Origin of the sequence: Vreelandella halophila (genome assembly GCF_019903425.1) — a bacterium.
Classification (GTDB): Bacteria; Pseudomonadota; Gammaproteobacteria; order Pseudomonadales; family Oleiphilaceae; genus Halospina; species Halospina halophila.
Map to the genome: position 1 here is coordinate 2,308,614 of NZ_JACHUZ010000013.1, position 18,707 is coordinate 2,327,320.

Genomic DNA, 18,707 nt, shown 5'->3' on the forward strand with positions numbered 1-18,707 from the left:
GCCTTTATGATGCAAAAAATCCTTGATCGGTTAATGCCACACCAGTTTATGCCGCAGCAGGGGGTGACTATGGTCGCAGCAGCGCATGGGCTATCCTGCCCATCGCACCCGACGTTGATGGACTGCCGCCAGGAGCAACCGGATGATCCACACCTTCCCCGGCAATCAGCTGGAACACCTTGTTGGTCCGCTCGCCAGCCTTCTCGCGATGCCGGTGAGCAACCCGCTGCAGCCGGACGTGATCATGGTCCAGCATCCCGGTATGGCGCACTGGCTCAATATGGAACTGGCCAGTGAACCCACCCGAAGGGTGGCCATGAACCTGGAGTACCCGCTGCCGGTGCGCTACTTCTGGACCCTGATCCGCAACGTTCTGGGGCCCGAGCGCATGCCGGAAGTCTCGCCCTATCAGCGTGAGATCCTGGTCTGGCGCCTCTATGCGCTGCTGGCTTCAGAAACGGTGACCACGGATCCCGCCTTTGCCGAACCCACCCGCTACTGGCAGCAGCAGAGCCCGCGCCAGCAGCCGTTGCGCCGCTTCCAGCTGGCCGGGGAACTGGCGGATCTGTACGAGCAGTACCTGATGTACCGCCCGGACTGGATCCGCGACTGGGACGCAGGGCAGGGCGATCACTGGCAGGCCCGGCTCTGGCAGGCCCTGGTGGCGGAGATCCCGGATCACCCGTTACGGCTCATGGATGAGGCCCGTGAGAAGCTGGCTGCGCCGGCGGAAGGCCTCCCGGAGCGTCTGTTCATCTTCGGCATCAACAGCCTGGCGCCCCTGTGGCTGGAATTCATCAGTGAGGTGTCCCGGAAGGCGGGGGTGGATTTCTTCATCCTGTACCTGAACCCCTCGGACGAGTACTGGGGTGATGCCATAAGCGAGCGGCAGGCGGCCCGCCAGCGGGCACGCTGGCTGGATGAGCACGACGATGAGAGTGGCTTGGTGCTGGACATCGGCAACCCGCTTCTGACGGGCCTTGGCCACCAGGGGCAACAGTTCGTGCGCCTGCTGAGCGAGGTGGCGGACGAGGAAATGCCCCTGTTCTCTAAACCGGAAGATGATCACCTTCTGGCCCGGCTCCAGAGCGACGTACTGCACCTTCGCGATGGCCGTGAAGCGCCCGTTGAGCACCGTGACAGCAGCGTCAGCGTGGTCAGTGCCCACAGCGCGCTGCGTGAGGTCCAGGCCCTGCACGACTGGCTCCTGCACCGTTTCAACGAGAATCCCGACCTGGCACCAAGGGACGTGGTGGTGATGTGCCCGAACGTGGAGCAGTACGCCCCCTTCGTGGAGGCCGTGTTCGCCGGTCGGGGCGAGGCACTGTCGGAAAGGGTGCCGCCGCTGCCGAGCTCCATTGCCGACCGTAATCCCGGGGATGCGGACCCGGCGGTGGCCGCGTTCATTGAAATGCTGTCCCTGCCGGATGCGCGCTTCGAGGTCAGCCGTGTCATCAGTTGGCTCCAGGTGTCGGCCATACAGCAGCGATTCGGGTTTGATACCGAGCAGGTAACCCTACTCAGCCAGTGGCTCGATGCCGCCGCCATCCACTGGGGACTGGATGCCGAACACAAGCAGCAGTGGCTGGGCGAGGGCGCCAGTGAGCGCTACAGCTGGGATCAGGGGCTGGAACGGCTCCTGGTTGGCTTCGCCTGGGGCGATGAGGAGGTGGTGCTGCGGGACCGCCTGCTCCTGCCCCAGGTGGAGGGTGGCGATGCGGTGGTGCTGGGGCGCCTGATCGCTTTCCTGCGGGCACTCAAGGCACTGCGGCGGGACATGACCCGGGCGCGTACGGTCAGGGGCTGGCAGACCTTCCTGCACGAGCGGCTGCGCCAGGCGCTGTTCAGCACGGAACGCCGTCATGAGTGGATCCATGAACAGCTGCGGGAAGTGATCCGGGAGCTGGGGCAGTACGTCAGCCATGCGGCCTTCACCGACCCGGTGCCGCTCACGGTGATCCGCCATGCCCTTGAACAGAACCTGCAGAGTCCGGCGCGCACCGGCCGCCAGTTCATGACAGGGCAGATCACCGTCTGTTCCATGGTGCCCATGCGTTCCATCCCTTTCCGGGTGGTGGCGATCCTGGGGCTGAACGACGGTGAATTCCCGCGCCAGCGCCCGCCTCTGGGCTTCGACCTGATGGCCAATGATCGCCCGCGGCCAGGGGACCGCTCACGCCGCGGGGACGACCGCTACCTGTTCCTGGAAGCCATTCTCTCAGCCCGGGAGCATCTCTATCTGAGCTACCAGGGGCGGGATCTCAATACCAATGCCGAGCGCCAGCCGTCACTGGTGCTCACGGAGCTGATGAACTACCTGGAAGGCGCCACGGGCTGGTGTCGCGATGCCATCAGGTCTTTGCCGCTGCAGCCCTTCAGTCCGGCCAATTACCAGGGCCCGGAACCGAGCTTCGATCCGGGCTGGCTGCGTCTGACCGAGGCCGGCGAGGCACGGGAGCAGGCACAGCGACTGCCGCCGCCTGAATCAGAGCCCGAGCGGCTCTCGCTGGAACAGCTGGTACGTGCCCTGGAGAATCCGGCCCGCCACCATGCCCAGCAGCGGCTGGGGCTCTATCTGGAGGAATCCGAACTGCCTGAACTTGAGGATGTGGAACCCTTCGCGGCCAATCACCTCAGCCGCTATCTCATCCAGGAGGCACTCATCCAGCGTGAGCTTGAGGGTGGCGATGAAACCCCGATTCTGGAGCGCGCGCGCCTGTCCGGCGAGCTTCCGGACCATGCACCGATGACCTCGGAGCTGGCCGAGTGGCGGGAGCAGGCCAGTGGTTTCGCGCAATCCCTGGTGGATTCAGGCGCTGCCAGCGTCCAGACCTCGACGGTTGAATACCGGATCGAGGGCCTGCCACTGACCGCGGAGCTGACCCTGGCAGCGGATGGCCGTCTGGTTCTCTGGCGTATGGCAAACCCGAAGGGCAAGGACCTGCTGCGGCTCTGGTGTCATCACTTGATCGCCAATCTTGAGGGGGAGCGCTCCTCGGTGAGTATTCACCGGGGCAGGGACGGCGCCCTGCGTGTCATGCAGTTGCCGCCCATGGGGCCAGTGGCGGCGGAATCCCAGCTCGGGGCACTGGTGACGGCCTGGCGTGAGAGTCTGTGTGAGCCCTCGCGTCTGCACGGCGACCTGCTGCGCGAGCTGGCCGGGATGGACGCGGATGCGGACGAATCGAAACGGCGCCGGGCCCTGCGCAATGCCTGGCTGGGCGACAGCTTTAATGGTTTCCCCGGCGTGAAGGACGATGCCTATATCGGATGGTTCTTTGAGGAAGACACTGACATCGAATCCCTTCTGGCCGCCATCGACAGCCGCTACGGCGATCTGATGACCGCCCTCACGATCACCGACACCACGGAGGCGGTGTGATGCAGGAACTGGACGTCACCCATCTGCCGCTGGAAGGCATTCACCTGATCGAAGCCAGTGCCGGCACCGGCAAGACCTACAATATCACGCGCCTGTACCTGCGCCTGCTACTGGAGCAGGAGCTGGAAGTGCAGCAGCTGCTGGTGATGACCTTCACCCGGGCCGCCACCGCCGAACTCAAGGGGCGCCTGGCGGGCGAGATCCAGCGCGCCCATGATCATTGGGAGACGCTCGAAGAGCCCTTCTACAAGGCGCTCCGGGAACGCTTCCCGGACACCACCCGGGTCAGGGCGCGCCTGCGCAATGCCGCCCTGCACATGGACGAAGCGGCCATCTACACCATCCACAGCTTCTGCCGCCGAGCCCTGACCCAGGAAGCCTTCACCAGTGGCATCAGCTTTGATGCGGCCATGGAAGTGGACAGCAGCGCCCTGGTGCGCGAGGCACTGGAGGACTGGTACCGGCAGGAGGCACAGGGGGCATACTTCCAGCAGCTGTACGCCTACCAGCCCACGCCTGAGGCCTTCGCGAAGGTCTGGGAAGGCACCATCAAGGGCACAGAGACGCTTCCGGAACCCGAGGTTCCGGACCTGGAGGGTGCCTGGCAGGCATTCTGCAACCAGTGGCCCGAAGAGCGGGAAGCGTTTGCAACCCATAACGTGGAAAGCCGCCGGAAGCCGGAAACCAGGGCGGCCTGGGAAGCCGTTCAGGAGGAACTTGAGCGCCTGAGCAGCCGGCCCTGGGATGGCAGTATCCCGGACGTTTTTCAGGGGAAGTTCCTGAAGGAGGCGTTCAGCAGTGAGAAGAAGAAACAGACCATGCCGGCGCTGTACGAGCTTGCCAGCGCCATGGCGGGGCTCCAGAGGGCGCGCGAGGCCTGGTGGGCCTGGAGGGGCGTGACCTTCGCCCGGGAGCACCTGGCCGCCAGCAAGGACCGGCTGGATCAGCTGGATTTCAGTGACCTGATCCGCCGCCTGAGCGAACAGCTGGCCTCGGCCGAACGCGGACCCGCCCTGGCGCAGAGCCTGGGTGAGCAGTTCCCGGTGGCGCTGGTGGATGAATTCCAGGATACGGACCCGGACCAGTACGCCATCCTCCAGAGGATCTACGGTGGGGCCAGGGAGCAGGGCCGGATGCTGTGCATGATCGGCGACCCCAAGCAGGCCATCTACGGTTTCCGGGGCGGGGATGTGTTCGCCTATCTCACCGCTCGTAATGACGCGGATCACCAGTGGGTCATGGGCGCCAACTACCGTTCGGCGCCGGAAGTGATCCGGGGCTATAACCGGCTCTTCCATGGCGAGCCCGTGCCTGGGGATCCACGCGAAGCCATTCCCGATGACCGGATCTTCGGCTATGGCATCCAGTACCCCCCGGTCAGTGCAGGCAGGCCGGAGCGGCAACCGGTCAGCGGACCGGCAGGGCGGGCGGCCTTCCAGTGGGGGCTGCTGCCGGTTGGGGATGACATGGAAGGGCTCAGCAGCAAGGGCACCGGCTATACAAAAGAGGGGCGAAAACCCCTGGCCCAGTGGACGGCCCGTGAAATCCTGAGGCTGCTGGCCGGCGCGGACGTCGATGGTGAGGCGGTGGCCCCGGAGGATATCGCCGTCCTGGTCCGGGACCGTATTGAAGCCGCCCTTATGCAGGACGCGCTGACCGCCCGGGGGTTGGACTCGGTCTATCTGAGCGCTCGGGACAATGTGCTGCAAAGCGCCGAATCCCTGGAACTGTTACGGGCTTTGCGGGGAATCCTCAACCTTGAGGATGACCGCCAGTTGATGGCGGCGCTGGCGACCATGCTGTTCGGTTACGGCACCCGTGAACTGTTTGAACTGCGCAACAGCGAGCGTGACTGGGCCAGGCTGCTGGATGACGTGACGGCGCTGCGCGAGCGCTGGCACCGCAAGGGTTTCATGAGCATGGCGCTGCAGCTCCTCCAGTGGCGGGCACGGCCGGAACCGCAGCGGCACGAGCGCAGCCTCACCAACCTCATGCACCTGATGGAGCTGCTGCAGGAAGCCAGCCAACAGCACCGCCAGCCCGAGGCGCTGCTGCACTGGTTTGAACAGGCGCGCACGGACAGCACCGTCCAGAATACCGAACTTCGCCTGGAAAGCGATGGCCACCTGGTGCGCGTGGTGACCATGCACGGGGCCAAAGGGCTGGAGTATCCCATCGTGTTCCTGCCGTTCGTCAGCTATGGCAGACAGGGCGGTAGCGGCCGGAATATGCTGGTGCGTTACCACGACCCCCGGGACCACAGTGCGCACCTGGCCCTGAATCCATCGGATGAACAGCTGAACCTGGCCGCGGAAGAGGACGCCGCCGAAAGCATCCGGCTTCTCTACGTGGCCGCGACCCGTGGCGAACGGCGGGTCTACGTGCTGGCCGCTGCGTTTGATCAGCTGGCGTCGTCGCCGCTGGCGCGCTGCCTGCGGGTCAGCAGCTTTGAGGCATTGGAGGCTGATGTACAACAACAGCATGATGAAGGGGCCTGCGGCGTGCTGACGATTACCAGCACCGATGAGCCGGTGAGCAGCGCACCGCAGCCGACCTCCAACGAAGGGCTTACCGCGGCTGAATTCGGTGGGCGTATTGAACGGGACTGGTGGCTGTCGTCCTTCTCCGCGCTCACCCGCAATGCCCGCCACGGTGGCACCAGCGCCAGGGATCGGGATCAGGCCGAACTGGAAGAGGTAAGGCCCCATGCGGAGGCGGACAACGTCCGTTTCTCCCTCCAGAAAGGCGCCGAAGCCGGCAACCTGCTCCACGACGTTCTGGAATGGCTGGATTTCAGCGACCCGGACCTGGACGGGGTTCTGGACCAGGCCGAAAGAAGGTACCCGGGCCTCCTGACGCCGGGTGAATCCACCCGTGAGCCCATAAAAGCCTGGCTGCGGGACCTGCTGGCCGTGGAGCTGCCCAGTGGCGCGACCCTCAGCGCCCTGCCGTCGGAGAAGACCCTGCGGGAAAGCGAATTCTACTTCCCCATGAACGCGGACCAGCACCCACCCCTGGGCCGCATCCTGGCGCGGCACAGGGGCAGTGGTGCCGGGGTCTCCCTGCCGCCGCCGGCCAGCCTCAAGGGCATGCTCCAGGGGTTCATCGACCTTGTCTACGAGTGGCAGGGCCGCTATTACATCGTCGACTACAAGTCCAACCACCTGGGCAACGGCTTCGGCTCTTACAACCCGGAGGCACTGACCGCCAATATGCGCGAGAGCTTCTACGACCTCCAGTACCTGCTCTATATGCTGGCGCTTCACCGCTTCCTGCGGATCCGCATCCCGGATTACGACCCGCAGCAGCACCTCGGGGGCGTGCACTACCTTTACCTGCGCGGCATGGCGCCGGGCCGTGACACCGGTATCCACGCAAGGGAGCCGGATCTGGCCGCGCTGTTCGCCCTGGACGCCCTTTTCGAGGGCCGGGAGGTGACGGTATGAGCGCGGTCCTCAACCCGGTGCGGGAAGGTGAGGCGCCGGAAGCCATCGACCAGGCGCTGGCGGATGCGCTGTGCGAGTGGATCGGCTGCCGGGAGGACTGGTTCCAGCATACCCTGATGGCCGTCAGCGAGGCACTGCAGGAGGGTCATACCTGCCTGCACCTGCCGTACTGGGCGGGCCAGATCCGATGGCAGAGTGACACCTTTCCGGGCATCCGGTTTCCGGAGCTGGATGAATGGCGGCAGGGCCTGGCGGCATTGGCTATCAGCCCGGATGATGAGGCCCCAGTGGTGTTTGAGCAGGATCGTCTTTACCTGCGCCGTTACTGGCGTTTCGAGACGGAGGTAGCGTCGTCCATTCGCGAACGCCTGGCGGTGACTGAGGATGTCGACACGGCTAGTGCCCGTGCGGCCCTTGACCGGCTCTTTCCTGTTGGGGAAGGGCAGATGATGCCCGACTGGCAAAAGGTGGCTGCAGCCAATGCCCTGTTCCAGCGCTTCAGCGTGATCGCTGGCGGCCCCGGTACCGGCAAGACGCATACCGTCACACGGCTGCTGGCGCTGCTGATCGAAACGACTGCTTCTGATGGCAGCGGGACTCCCCGGGTCCACCTTGCGGCGCCCACCGGCAAGGCGGCCCAGCGCCTGGCCGAGTCCGTAACCAGGGCGCGTTCAGGACTGGTTTCCGAGGTGGATGCCCGGATCATGGAGGCCATTCCCCGGGAAGCCACCACGCTGCACCGGCTTCTGGGCGTGATCCCGAACAGCCACCGCTTCCGCCACAATGAAGGTAACCCGCTCAATGTGGACATCCTGGTGGTGGATGAAATCTCCATGGTGGACCTGCCCCTGATGGCCCGCCTTTTCCGTGCACTGCCGCCGGAATGCCGGGTGATCCTGCTGGGCGACGCGGACCAGTTGCCATCAGTCGCCGCCGGTTCGGTGCTGGCGGACCTGGCGCCCCGGGATGTGCCGGCTTACAGTCCCGAACGCTGCCGGCGGCTCGCCACACTCGGCATTGACCTTGAATCGGCCGACGATGGTTCGGGCGGGGCGGACTACCTGAGCTTCCTGAGACAGAGCCGGCGGTTCAGTGGCAGCAGTGGTATCGGCCAGCTTGCCGCTGGGGCCATCAATGGTGAGGTTGAGGGCACGCTCGATATTCTCCGGGGTAGCCATGAGGATGTGGTCTGGCACGCCGGGGATGCGCTGCCCGAACGGCTTGCGGCCTGGACGGAACAGCGGTTCCGGCCCGTTACCGAAGCCGGCGATCTGGAGCAAGCCTTCGAGCGGCTGCAGGCCTTCCGCATCCTCTGTCCGGCCCGGATTGGGCCCAATGGTGTCGAGGCCATCAATGAACGCATTGTCGCGGCGCTCAACCCGGAGCGCCGGCGCTTCTTCCGGGGTCAGCCCATCATGATCACCCGTAACCATTACGGGCTTGGTCTCTATAATGGCGATATTGGCCTGATCTGGCCGGATAAGCCGGAGCGGGAAGGCGAGACACCGCCGCTGCTGGCCTGGTTCCCGGGCGAAGATGGCTTTACGCCCATGGCGCCCGGGCGGCTGCCGGACCATGAAACGGTCTACGCGATGACCATCCACAAGACACAGGGGTCGGAGTTCGATGCCGTGGCCCTGGTGCTGCCGGAAAGACCGTCCGCCATTCTCAGCCGGGAGCTGATCTACACTGGGGTTACCCGGGCCCGTTCCCGGCTGAGCGTGATCGGGAGTGAATCCGTCTGGCGTGCCGGCATCAGCCAGGCCGTGGAACGCCATTCCGGTCTCGGTGCACGGCTCAGGGCCGAAAGAACTGAACCCAGCTGAAACATAAAGGGGCTGCATCCCATGATCATTTCCTCAACCCTGGACTACCGGGAGGCGGCCCGCCGCCGGCTGCCGCCCTTCCTGTTCCATTACATCGATGGCGCCAGCTATGACGAATACACCCTGAGGCGCAACATCGAAGACCTGCGTGAACTGTCACTGCGCCAGCGGGTGCTGCAGGAAGTTGGCGACGTCGACCTCTCGACCCGGCTTTTTGGTGAGGATCTGAGCCTGCCGGTGGCACTGGCGCCGGTAGGGCTGACGGGCATGTATGCCCGGCGTGGTGAGGAGCAGGCAGCACGGGCCTCGGCCGCGAAGGGGGTTCCCTTGACGCTTTCCACCGTGTCGGTTTGTCCGATCGAGGAAGTGCAGCAGGCCTCGGATCGGGCGCTCTGGTTCCAGCTTTACGTGCTCCGGGACCGGGGCTTCATGAAGAACGTGCTGGAACGGGCCTGGGAGGCCGGTGTGCGGACCCTGGTGTTCACCGTGGATATGCCTGTTCCCGGGCCCGTTACCGTGATGCCCATTCCGGGATGTCCGGCCCGTACTCAGGCGCCCGCCGTATGCTGCAGGCCGCCACCCATCCCTCCTGGGCGTGGCACGTGGGGGTGCGCGGGCGGCCCCATGACTTGGGGAACGTTTCCGCCTACCTGGGTGAGACGATCAGCCTGGAAGACTATGTGGGCTGGCTCGGCAGGAACTTCGACCCGTCCATCGGCTGGAAGGATCTTGAGTGGATCCGCGAGTTCTGGAAGGGCTCCATGGTGATCAAGGGCATTCTGGATCCCGAGGATGCCCGGGATGCGGTGCGTTTCGGCGCCGATGGCATTGTTGTCTCCAACCACGGGGGCCGCCAGCTCGACGGAGCCCTCTCCAGTGCCCGTGCCATGCCGATGATCGCGGATGCGATTGGGGATGAGCTCACACTCCTGGCGGATTCCGGTATCCGTTCCGGCCTGGATGTGGTCCGCATGCTGGCCCAGGGTGCGCATGGTGTGCTGCTTGGCCGGGCCTTTGTCTATGCGCTGGCCGCAGCCGGAGAGAAGGGTGTCACACACCTTCTGGAGCTCATCGAGAGCGAGATGCGCGTGGCGATGACGCTGACCGGCGCGCGCTCCATTGGCGATATCTCCAGGGAGAGTCTGGTCTCATCACGCTGACGGATGACTCTTGCGCCCCATGACGCCCACAAACCGGACGGGGTATCATAGCCGCGTTTTTCCATTAACCCGGGACCCGCAATGACCACCAAGTTCCTGCTCGACGAAAGCCGTATTCCCACCCACTGGTATAACCTCCAGGCGGATCTGCCTGAGCCGCTGCCGCCCGTGCTCAATCCGGCGACCCACGAGCCGGTAACGCCAACGGATCTGGAGCCGCTGTTTCCGGCGTCGCTGATCGAGCAGGAAGTGACCACGGAACGGGAGGTGCCGATCCCGGAACCGGTACGCGACGTTTACCGCCAATGGCGGCCCGCGCCCCTGTATCGTGCGCATGCCCTGGAGAAGGCGCTGGGAACCCCGGCACGCATCTACTACAAGTACGAGGGCGTGAGCCCTGCCGGCAGCCACAAGCCCAACAGCGCCATACCCCAGGCGTTCTTCAACCGGGAGGCCGGTATCCGCCGGCTGACCACTGAAACCGGGGCAGGGCAGTGGGGCACCTCGCTGTCCTACGCCGGTGCGCTCATGGATATGGACGTGCAGGTTTTCCAGGTGCGGGTTTCCTACGATCAGAAACCCTATCGCCGGGCGGTCATGGAGACCTACGGCGCGCGTTGCATTGCCTCGCCCTCTGACCAGACCGAATTCGGCCGCAGTGTGCTGGCGGAGAATCCGGAGCACACCGGCAGCCTTGGCATCGCGATCTCGGAAGCCGTGGAACTGGCGGCCAGGGATCCGGAGACCAAGTATGCACTGGGCTCGGTGCTGAACCATGTGCTGCTGCACCAGACCGTCATCGGGCAGGAGACCATGGAACAGATGACGATGGCTGATGACTGGCCGGATGTGATTGTGGGCTGCACCGGTGGTGGTTCCAATTTCGCCGGTTTCGCCTTCCCGTTCATCGGCCACTCACTGCGTGGTGGGGACAACCCACGGGTTGTCGCGGTGGAACCGTCCTCATGCCCAACGCTCACGCGGGGCCAATACGCCTATGATTACGGTGATACGGCGAAGATGACGCCGCTGACGCGGATGCATACCCTTGGTTCCGGCTTTACACCGCCCGGTTTCCACGCCGGTGGCCTTCGTTACCATGGAATGTCGGCCCTGGTGTCCCATGCCAGGCAGTTGGGCCTGTTCGAGGCGGTCGCCTACCCCCAGAAGGCCTGTTTCGAGGCAGGCGTCCTGTTTGCGCGTAACGAGGGGATTGTGCCAGCGCCGGAAGCCAACCACGCGGTGCGCGGTGCCATTGACGAGGCCATTCGCTGCCGTGAGGAGGGAAGTGCCGAGACCATCCTGTTCAACCTGTGCGGCCACGGGCACTTTGATATGGCGGCTTACACGTCCTATTTCGCAGGCGAGCTCAGCGACCATGAGTACAGCGATGCGGAACTCGCCATGGCACTGTCCGGTCTGCCGTCCGTGTGAGCGGCAGACCGGAAGGGCGCTTCAGCGGTTATTGCCCGATTTGCAGGTTTTTATGCCGATAAGGGAATAGGCAGGGCAGTTACCCATCAGAGCGGTCGCGATGGGAATGAGGCCGACCAGTCCCCAGAGGGTCTGTGGTCCAATAAACACCAGAGCCAGCAGAACCAATCCGACGATGACGCGGATACTCCGGTCAACATTGCCAATGTTCACGGTCATGGGATGATCTCCTTTATGCCGTATTTCATTCAGTGGACTGGGAATTTCCCTTCATTCGCCAAGAAAACTGTTGTACATCCAGGCGGTTTTCTCCTGCTCGGTGATGTAGTCACTCATCAGTGAATTGGTGCCTTCGTCGCTGGCGTCCCCGGAAGCGTCCAGAATGGCGCGTTCCAACCGGATCAGAGTGGAAAGACCCTCAAGGATCTCCTGTACGCACTGGCGTCCATCGGTAACGTTCGTGCGTTCCGGGATTGTGGACAGCTTTACGTATTCCGAATAGGCGTGTACCGGGCGGTAGCCCAGAGTCAGAATACGTTCCGCGATCTCGTCCACCTTCAGCAGCAGGTCGGTGTAAAGTTCCTCGAACTTGGTGTGCAGTTCGAAGAATTTGTCGCCCTTGATGTTCCAGTGGTAGCCGCGAACATTCATGTAGAAAATCTGGTAGTGCGCGAGAAGCTCGTTCAGCTGGTCAGCCAGTGACTGGGCCTTGCTTTCTTCAATACCTATGAGATTGGTCGACATGGAGGCTCCTTGGTTTTTCAGTTATATCATTAAGTGTTATAGGAATGATGGTGGCTGAACAAAGGGTCTTCAACCTTCCGGCAGCATTAAATGAATAGATAGTTTTAATCGGCGTAATGGCTAAACCCGAGGTGGGAGGGCATTGTCCATGGGCACCGCATCGCGTCCGCCGTTGTTTCGATGTCCTCGGAGAGTGGCCGGTCGCTGGTGAGCGCCGGCGACCGGGTACGGACCCATGCCATCATCTGCACTGTCGCCTCGGAGCGCAGATGCGGTTCTGCACGCAGTTCCAGAGCCTGAACCGCCATCAGCGCATCGATGGCCAGAATCCGGTAGAGCAGCGCAAGAAGGTGATGCGTCCTGCGTGCCCCGATCGTTCCCATGGTTACCACATCCTGGTTATCGCCGTTGGTGGGAATGGATTGGATGGAGGCGGGGGTCGCCTGTGTGCGCATTTCCGCCAGCAGGGCGCTTGCCGTAACCTGCGCCCCCATAAACCCACTGTGCAGTCCTGTCTCCGAACCCGTCAGGAAGGCGGGCAGCTCCTGATTCAGGCGTGGGTTGGCCAGGCGGGCAATGCGCCGTTCCGCATGAACCGCCAGTGTGATGACGGCGTTGGCCAGTGCATCCGAGGCCAGGGCCACGTGCTGGCCGTAGAAGTTGCCGCCATGAAGTGCCTGATCCAGCGTGTCCGGGAGGATGGGGTTATCGGTTACGCTGTTGAGTTCCGTGGTCACGATCTGCGTATGCCAGTCGATCTGGTCCGCAACAGCGCCGAGCAGCTGGGGGGCGCAACGAAGGCTATAGGGATCCTGTATGGGCGCACTGAGCTGTTGCAGGGCATCTGTTGCCACCCGCGCCTCATCAGTCATCGCATCGGGTGGGGCATCATCGAGAATGCCCAGCCACTGGTGCAGTTTCTGTTGGCCCGGGTGTGGCCGCAGTTTGCCGAAGGTGCTGTGCCAGGCCTCGCGGCGTCCCCGCAGGGCCTGGGCGTGAGCCACGGTGATCAGGGTGCTCCAGCGCAGTGCGCGATCCGCGAGACGGTCATTGAGCGCCGCGATTCCCGTCATGGCGGAGGTACCATTCACCAGTGCAAGGGCATCCTTGCCACCTGGCTCCAGAGGCGCCAGCTCCAGGCGCTGCAGAACTGTCGCCGCCGGTTCAGCTTCACGGTCACCATGACGGATCCATCCTTTTCCCATAAGAGCGCCAGCGATGTGTGCCAGTGGGGTCAGATCGCCGCTGGCGCCAACCGTTCCCATGGCGGGAACGACCGGAAGGGCGCCGGCATTGAGACAAGTCAGAAGCTGATCGAGGGCGGCGGGGGCAATACCTGAAGCACCCAGACCAAGGGCGCTGACCCGTGCCGCCATGGTGGCACGCGTCTGTTGCGGGCTGAGAGGGTCTCCCACCCCAGCACTCAGGTGGGCGACCAGATTGCGTTGAAGCGCCTCGCTGTGGTCACCGCCCACAAGGGTGTCCGCCAGGGGACCATAACCTGTGGTTACGCCGTAGATCAGACGCTGTTCGTCCTGGTAGCGGCTGAGTCGTTCATGGCTCCCACCAATCCGCGTCCAGGCGGTTTGACTGAGTGACAGACCCGCGCCCAGTGCGATGCGCTCCAAGTCGTCTGTGGTTGTGTCCTGTCCATGCCAACGGATCCCGTCACCAGTCACTCAGCTTCCCCAGTTCATTGCGTGGCAGTGCCGTGCCGAAATCAAAGCGCACGGGGCGCTCCGGTGTTGTGAGGTGGGTATTCACCCATTCCCGTAGGGACTGTTCCAGTGTATCCCTGTCAGCGCCTTCGACTGGTACGACGAACGCCTTGAGCCGGAGCCCGCTGCCCGTGTCGAAAGGACGGATTGCGCAGTCCGCTACATCGGGGTGGTCCGCCAGTGCACGCCCAATGGCGGCCGGGTCAACATTGGTGCCGGCCACCTGGATCGCACCGTCCCGTCTTCCCGTGGGCAGGAGTGTTCGGTCGTCGTACCAGTGGAGTTCGTCAGCAGCGGTGACCCTGGTTTTCAGGGGCCGCAGGAACAGGCTGCGGCAATCGCCGTCAGCAGCGCGTTCCCAGTGCTCCAGGAGAGCAAAAGGAGATTCCGGGTCGGATCGCCATCCGATGCCGCCTGTCTCGGAGGAACCATAGACTTCGGTCATCGAGCCCAGACCCTTGCTTTCGAGCGTCCGGATGACATCCGGCGGGCAGGGTGCCGTCGAGGTCACGCCCGCAACGTCTGGGTTGAAACCGGCATGGCGTTCACCGCGATAGCGCCACCACTCCGGGAAAGCCACGACAAGATCGCCGGGTTCCGGGTCCAGTGCGTATCGGTGGGCCATGTCACCGTGGTAGTAGGGAACTTCCAGCGCATCCGCGAGAAGCGGTCCCCAGAGGAAGCCATAGATATGATGCGGAGGTGCGACGCCGATTATGCGGGACCGGTTGGAGAAGGCGCTGGCTATCAGCGCAACCTCGCTTTCGAGATGGGGCAGCGGGAGTCGGTTAAGACGGGGATCTCCTGTTGTACCACCAGACCGGAATCCAATATGTCGGGTTCCATCAGCGAGGCCATCCCTGATCAGGGCCACCCAGTCATCAACCGCATCTCTTCGCAGCAACCATTCATCAAGGCCGCTGGCTTCCAGATCAAAGAATTCGTTGACCAGCCGAGCCAGTGCCAGCTGTTCAATGGAGTCCACCGACAGCAGACCATCTCTGAGAGAGCCCCCGGAAGTCGCTTTGTCTACCAGATCGGCACTTCTGGCGCCGCGCTGATTGGCCAGTTCCGAGCCGATCAGGTGACTGAGCACTGCCAGGGTGGCTTGGGTCCCGAGCTGCATCAGACGCGCTTAACGAAAACCCAGTAGCTGTCCCCATCGAGAGACTTCTTCATGTGCACCTTCACTTTCGTCGGCTTCATCTGGTAGTCAAAGGTGTACTCAAACATGGTGCTCAGGTTGCCGCTTTTCACGCCTTCCTGGAATTTGCCGAAAAATTCGTCCGTTTTGGTACAGGGGGCGACTTCCGTGAAAAAGTTCTTGCCGATCACCTCTTCCGGCTTGCGTCCGGTGATCTCGCCTTCCGCCTTGTTGTAGCTGAGGATCTTGCCGTTGGCATCAAGGTTGATGGCACCAAAGGCCAGTTTGTCGATGTCCCGGTCGCTCATTTCAGCGAGTTTGTTGCCGATATCGTCCGAATCGAAGTTGACGCGTTCCATAAGTGCTCCTGAATTGTTGGGTTGCACAGGGCAATACGCACCTCAGTGGGAGGGTGGAGCACGGCAGTGTGTAACAGGTTGTAGCGCACGGACCGAGGACCGCCAAGTGCTGGTGTGGGCTCAGGGTTCTCTGTAAGGTCTGGACAGGTCCTGGATGATGGAAAACGCGCCTCTCAGATCACCGGGTTTGTAGCCTGTCGCCTGGTCAGCGGGGTACTGTGTTTCGAGAGCTTTCCGGATGGCTTCGGGCTGGTTCTCTTCCGGTCCATGGCAGCCCATACACTGGGGTTTGACGCTGATCGCCTTTGTGTATCGGAGATAACGGGCGTCGCCGGCTTTCTGGATACGGGTATGTTCAAGGTTCTGCAGGTCCGCGCCCTGATCCAGCTCCTCCTGAAAGTGGCTGAGCACCTCTGATTCATGGGCGTCAGGCATGCCCAGCAGCGGGTTGCGTACCCGAGTTCCAACCCGGGTTATCCGCCAGCCTGTCTCGCGCGAAAGCCGGGATTTGATTGCCGGTGCGCGATCTCTGCATACGCGGATTGCCGCCTCCGGGCCTTCTTCCTTCATTGCGGTTCTGAGCTCTGACGAAAGTTCAGTTGCGAGCTGCCTGACTATTTTCCGAGCGCCATCGATACGATCCTCGCGCTCCTGGGTCGGAATTGGATCCGCTGCGTTGGCCAGGACAGGGAAAAGCAGCGCAAATAGGCAAGTGCAGACAGACGGTTTCATCGCTGGGCCTCATAAAACGTATTAGAATATACTTATTCTATTCGCGCAAACCTGCCGTGACAACACAGGCCGCCCCAAAGCGAGAATGCATTACCGGAATGGGCTGACTGTTAAACTCCCAATGAATCAGTTATCTGAAAACAGCTATTGACGACGGATTCGGCGTCAGTACAATACACATCCGTTGTTGAGGGCAGCACACAGGCCCATCAGAGAGCGGGAATAGCTCAGCTGGTAGAGCACCACCTTGCCAAGGTGGATGTCGCGAGTTCGAATCTCGTTTCCCGCTCCATTTTCCTTCCCTGTTTCAGGCGCGGTGGCAGAGTGGTCATGCGACGGACTGCAACTCCGTTTACGCCGGTTCGATTCCGACCCGCGCCTCCATAATTACCGCTTTAAATTAAAGACCTAAATAGCTGCTTTCTCACTAACTTCGCTGGTGAGACAAAACTGGGACTTCACTGGGAAAATAACCCGGTTCAGCCGGTACTCTTATCCCCGATGTAGCCGAGTGTTTGAGTCCCTTCTTGCGTAGATCCCGCAGCTGATACTGTGCTCCGTAACCAGCGGCTTGACTCGCTGCACGCCAACAGTCTTGCATAAAGCGATGCCTGACCAAGGGAGATCGGTAACGGGTCAGAACCCGCCACCAAGGATAACGCTCCCTACAATCAGCACGGCAATTAAGACGAAAGCCCCATAGATGAGCCCGCTGGCACTATCGCCGGTAAACTGGTTAAAGGTTTCATGAGTCGTTCCGCAAAGCGGACACATGGAGTAGAGCGGCACCGGCGTCCAGCGATGAGGTGCCTGTTTTGCGAACTTTGCCGGCCCTGTGATGATCCTCGGGATCATCCACTTCCCACAGTTTCTGCATTCGACACGTGTATTGTCACGGGCTTTTGTGCCTGACCTCTCGTTTGATCGTCCCAAGGGGCGGTCCGGGGCAGCGCCACGTTCTTTGACGCGCACCGAATATGCCCTCATACCCCGATCGGTGTGATAGCCGTCAAAAACCACTTGGTCACCCTGGCGCAACGACGTCTCACCTTCAGCATCACTGATATGGACGAAATGATCGCTGCCGTTGCCATCGACGATAAACCCGAAGCCTTTGTCTTCCCGGTAGTATTTGACCTTGCCCCGGGCGTTGCTTTGCTCTTTTTCCATTATTGCTCCTTCCTCAGATTGGCAAGCTCCCGATATACCAGACGCGTGAAAGCCGCACTCTTAAGTAACTAAAACGGTGGCTACAAAGCTGGTAGACAGGGAGGTTTTGTCCCCTGCTTATGCATCAACGATTGTTTGGCTTAAAAATTCGAAAAATCGATCATGTGGTGGTAGTCTGCCAAATATAGTTCAGATGTCGATCAGGTAACGACATGCAACAGATGACAGCGGAAAAACAACGCGAGCTTGGCGCAGCAGGTCTGCGCGCCTATCCCAATGTAGCGCAGGCATGGGGTTTGACGGAATCGCAGGCTGCGCGGTTGCTGGGGACTCCGGAGAGCACCTATCGGCGTTGGAAGCGCCAACCTGAGCGCGCGAGCTTGGATGTCAATCATCTTGAGCGGTTATCGTTGATTCTTGGGATCTACAAAAATCTGCATATTTTGCTCCCGCGTGAGGATGCAGCAGACACCTGGGTAAAGCGCCCCAACGCCAATCCGCTGTTCGAGCAGCAGACGCCTCTTGAACGGATGCTGTCGGGGCAGGTCGCTGATCTGGTGGCAGTGCGGCAGCACCTGGATGGTGCCCGTGGCTGGTGAGCTGGATCAGTTCCCGGTGTCGCCGATCTACTGGCCACGCTCTTATCGGATTGTACCCGCCCGGTTTCCGCCTGTTGCTCTGTTTGAGGGGGTTGCGGGCAAATCTGGTGACCTGGATGCGCTGAACGAACTTGAGGGATTGACCTCCAGCCGGCTACGGGAAGAGGCAGGGGAGATCCAACTGATCCAGCAGCAGGATCGGCGGTTCGGGCCGGGATGGTCCCCTGTAATGGCGGCACTGTGCTACCCGCGGGCGAGCCGATTTACAGAGGGTGTTTTCGGCGTCTACTACTGCTCAGATAGCGAGCGTACCGGAGTTGCCGAGACACGCTATCACCGTGAGCGTTTTCTCGCTGAATCCGGCGAGCCGCCGATGGCGATTGAAATGCGCGTCTATATTGCTGAACTCCAGGCTCCGTTGGTTGATCTGCGCTCTGATGCTGACAACGCCGCTCCGTATCTCAATCCAGAGAACTACGTAGCCGCTCGTCGCCTCGGCAGAGTTGCTCGCAGCCACGGCCATTTCGGGCTGGTGTATCCGAGCGTAAGGGATCCAGAGGGAGGTGACTGCGCTGCTGTTTTGCGCCCGCCGGCGTTGGGCCCAACCAGACAGGGAAAGCACTTTGAATATCGCTGGAACGGGCAACGCATAACGTCGATTGTCGAGCTCCGTCAGTCCAGCTACTAGAGAATCGATAAGAACCCAGCACACGAACCAGCACACGCAGTGAGTAAGGTGGCGTAAGAGGGCGGGTGAACCTTCTGTAGGTTGCTAATTTATATACTGGGGCGTACCCAGTTATACGCACCGTACAGGTTCAAATCCTGCCGTCCCTACGAACTAAATCAATAAGTTGGGCCAACCTTGAGGGGCTGGCTTTTCTGTGTCTGGGCACTGGGGACAGGTAGGGCATTTTACTGATCCCGGTAGGTGTCCCCCGGACTTTGGCTGCTTGTAAAGGATCCTGGCGGTCGCACCACCTGCTCAGTGGT

Annotated in this window: 13 protein-coding genes, 2 tRNA genes and 1 pseudogene; 9 read left to right on the top strand and 7 right to left on the bottom strand. The window is 62.0% G+C overall.

The features are described 5' to 3' along the window. Positions 1 to 142 precede the first annotated feature (142 nt). The 5 genes and pseudogenes from recC (at position 143) to H4I92_RS15045 (ending at position 11,248) form a co-directional block, all read left to right on the top strand. Positions 143 to 3,382 carry an exodeoxyribonuclease V subunit gamma gene (recC, locus tag H4I92_RS15025; RefSeq protein WP_077531346.1) on the top strand — a complete coding sequence of 1,080 codons (3,240 nt, stop codon included), beginning with the start codon at positions 143 to 145 and terminating at the stop codon, positions 3,380 to 3,382. Beyond that, a complete protein-coding gene (recB, locus tag H4I92_RS15030; RefSeq protein WP_077531347.1) occupies positions 3,382 to 6,828 on the top strand; it encodes an exodeoxyribonuclease V subunit beta in 3,447 nt (1,148 codons plus the stop codon). Before recC ends, recB begins: the two co-directional genes overlap by 1 nt. Continuing rightward, entirely contained in the window at positions 6,825 to 8,654 is a 1,830-nt protein-coding gene (recD, locus tag H4I92_RS15035) for an exodeoxyribonuclease V subunit alpha (RefSeq protein WP_077531348.1), read from the top strand. The genes recB and recD overlap by 4 nt, the downstream gene beginning before the upstream one ends. Positions 8,655 to 8,675: 21 nt before the next feature. Next, positions 8,676 to 9,814: pseudogene (gene lldD / locus H4I92_RS15040) on the top strand (FMN-dependent L-lactate dehydrogenase LldD). A gap of 81 nt (positions 9,815 to 9,895) precedes the next feature. Continuing rightward, complete coding sequence (locus H4I92_RS15045) at positions 9,896 to 11,248, top strand: TrpB-like pyridoxal phosphate-dependent enzyme (RefSeq protein WP_077531349.1); 1,353 nt, start codon at positions 9,896 to 9,898, stop codon at positions 11,246 to 11,248. A gap of 21 nt (positions 11,249 to 11,269) precedes the next feature. On the opposite strand, the gene H4I92_RS15050 is transcribed toward H4I92_RS15045, so the two are convergent. From H4I92_RS15050 to H4I92_RS15075, 6 genes are all read right to left on the bottom strand, one after another. After that, complete coding sequence (locus H4I92_RS15050) at positions 11,270 to 11,467, bottom strand: YgaP family membrane protein (RefSeq protein WP_077531350.1); 198 nt, start codon at positions 11,465 to 11,467, stop codon at positions 11,270 to 11,272. A 51-nt stretch (positions 11,468 to 11,518) separates the two neighbouring features. Continuing rightward, the gene (locus H4I92_RS15055; protein WP_077531351.1) at positions 11,519 to 11,992 is read right to left on the bottom strand and encodes a Dps family protein; all 474 of its coding nucleotides are present in this window, start codon (positions 11,990 to 11,992) and stop codon (positions 11,519 to 11,521) included. Between the two features lie 104 nt (positions 11,993 to 12,096). After that, positions 12,097 to 13,671: an HAL/PAL/TAL family ammonia-lyase gene (locus H4I92_RS15060; protein WP_223073630.1), complete on the bottom strand. Its 1,575-nt coding sequence runs from the start codon at positions 13,669 to 13,671 to the stop codon at positions 12,097 to 12,099. After that, positions 13,661 to 14,836: an AMP-binding enzyme gene (locus H4I92_RS15065; protein ID WP_077531352.1), complete on the bottom strand. Its 1,176-nt coding sequence runs from the start codon at positions 14,834 to 14,836 to the stop codon at positions 13,661 to 13,663. Before H4I92_RS15065 ends, H4I92_RS15060 begins: the two co-directional genes overlap by 11 nt. Next, entirely contained in the window at positions 14,836 to 15,213 is a 378-nt protein-coding gene (gene pyp / locus H4I92_RS15070) for a photoactive yellow protein (protein WP_077531353.1), read from the bottom strand. The genes H4I92_RS15065 and pyp overlap by 1 nt, the downstream gene beginning before the upstream one ends. A 120-nt stretch (positions 15,214 to 15,333) precedes the next feature. Next, the gene (locus H4I92_RS15075; protein WP_077531354.1) at positions 15,334 to 15,945 is read right to left on the bottom strand and encodes a Tll0287-like domain-containing protein; all 612 of its coding nucleotides are present in this window, start codon (positions 15,943 to 15,945) and stop codon (positions 15,334 to 15,336) included. 216 nt (positions 15,946 to 16,161) lie between these two features. Here H4I92_RS15075 and H4I92_RS15080 point away from each other — a divergent pair. Both H4I92_RS15080 and H4I92_RS15085 read left to right on the top strand, forming a co-directional pair. After that, positions 16,162 to 16,237: transfer RNA gene (locus H4I92_RS15080), tRNA-Gly, on the top strand. A gap of 18 nt (positions 16,238 to 16,255) precedes the next feature. After that, positions 16,256 to 16,329 (top strand) — tRNA-Cys (locus tag H4I92_RS15085). A 252-nt stretch (positions 16,330 to 16,581) separates the two neighbouring features. Here the strand turns inward: H4I92_RS15085 and H4I92_RS15090 are convergent. Then, complete coding sequence (locus H4I92_RS15090) at positions 16,582 to 17,115, bottom strand: cold-shock protein (RefSeq protein ID WP_077531355.1); 534 nt, start codon at positions 17,113 to 17,115, stop codon at positions 16,582 to 16,584. A 212-nt stretch (positions 17,116 to 17,327) separates the two neighbouring features. Between H4I92_RS15090 and H4I92_RS15095 the strand changes: the two genes are divergently transcribed. Further along, positions 17,328 to 17,714, top strand: a complete 387-nt coding sequence (locus H4I92_RS15095) for an antitoxin Xre-like helix-turn-helix domain-containing protein (RefSeq protein ID WP_245800941.1) — start codon at positions 17,328 to 17,330, stop codon at positions 17,712 to 17,714. Then, the gene (locus tag H4I92_RS15100; protein ID WP_245800942.1) at positions 17,704 to 18,402 is read left to right on the top strand and encodes an RES family NAD+ phosphorylase; all 699 of its coding nucleotides are present in this window, start codon (positions 17,704 to 17,706) and stop codon (positions 18,400 to 18,402) included. Before H4I92_RS15095 ends, H4I92_RS15100 begins: the two co-directional genes overlap by 11 nt. Positions 18,403 to 18,707: the final 305 nt, after the last annotated feature.

Excerpts from the sequence above, each read along its gene's own strand:
- recC (WP_077531346.1), top strand. The coding sequence starts at position 143 with ATGATCCACACCTTCCCCGGCAATCAGCTGGAACACCTTGTTGGTCCG.
- recB (WP_077531347.1), top strand. The coding sequence starts at position 3,382 with ATGCAGGAACTGGACGTCACCCATCTGCCGCTGGAAGGCATTCACCTG.
- recD (WP_077531348.1), top strand. The coding sequence starts at position 6,825 with ATGAGCGCGGTCCTCAACCCGGTGCGGGAAGGTGAGGCGCCGGAAGCC.
- H4I92_RS15045 (WP_077531349.1), top strand. The coding sequence starts at position 9,896 with ATGACCACCAAGTTCCTGCTCGACGAAAGCCGTATTCCCACCCACTGG.
- H4I92_RS15050 (WP_077531350.1), bottom strand. The coding sequence starts at position 11,467 with ATGACCGTGAACATTGGCAATGTTGACCGGAGTATCCGCGTCATCGTC.
- H4I92_RS15055 (WP_077531351.1), bottom strand. The coding sequence starts at position 11,992 with ATGTCGACCAATCTCATAGGTATTGAAGAAAGCAAGGCCCAGTCACTG.
- H4I92_RS15065 (WP_077531352.1), bottom strand. The coding sequence starts at position 14,836 with ATGCAGCTCGGGACCCAAGCCACCCTGGCAGTGCTCAGTCACCTGATC.
- pyp (WP_077531353.1), bottom strand. The coding sequence starts at position 15,213 with ATGGAACGCGTCAACTTCGATTCGGACGATATCGGCAACAAACTCGCT.
- H4I92_RS15075 (WP_077531354.1), bottom strand. The coding sequence starts at position 15,945 with ATGAAACCGTCTGTCTGCACTTGCCTATTTGCGCTGCTTTTCCCTGTC.
- H4I92_RS15090 (WP_077531355.1), bottom strand. The coding sequence starts at position 17,115 with ATGGAAAAAGAGCAAAGCAACGCCCGGGGCAAGGTCAAATACTACCGG.
- H4I92_RS15095 (WP_245800941.1), top strand. The coding sequence starts at position 17,328 with ATGCAACAGATGACAGCGGAAAAACAACGCGAGCTTGGCGCAGCAGGT.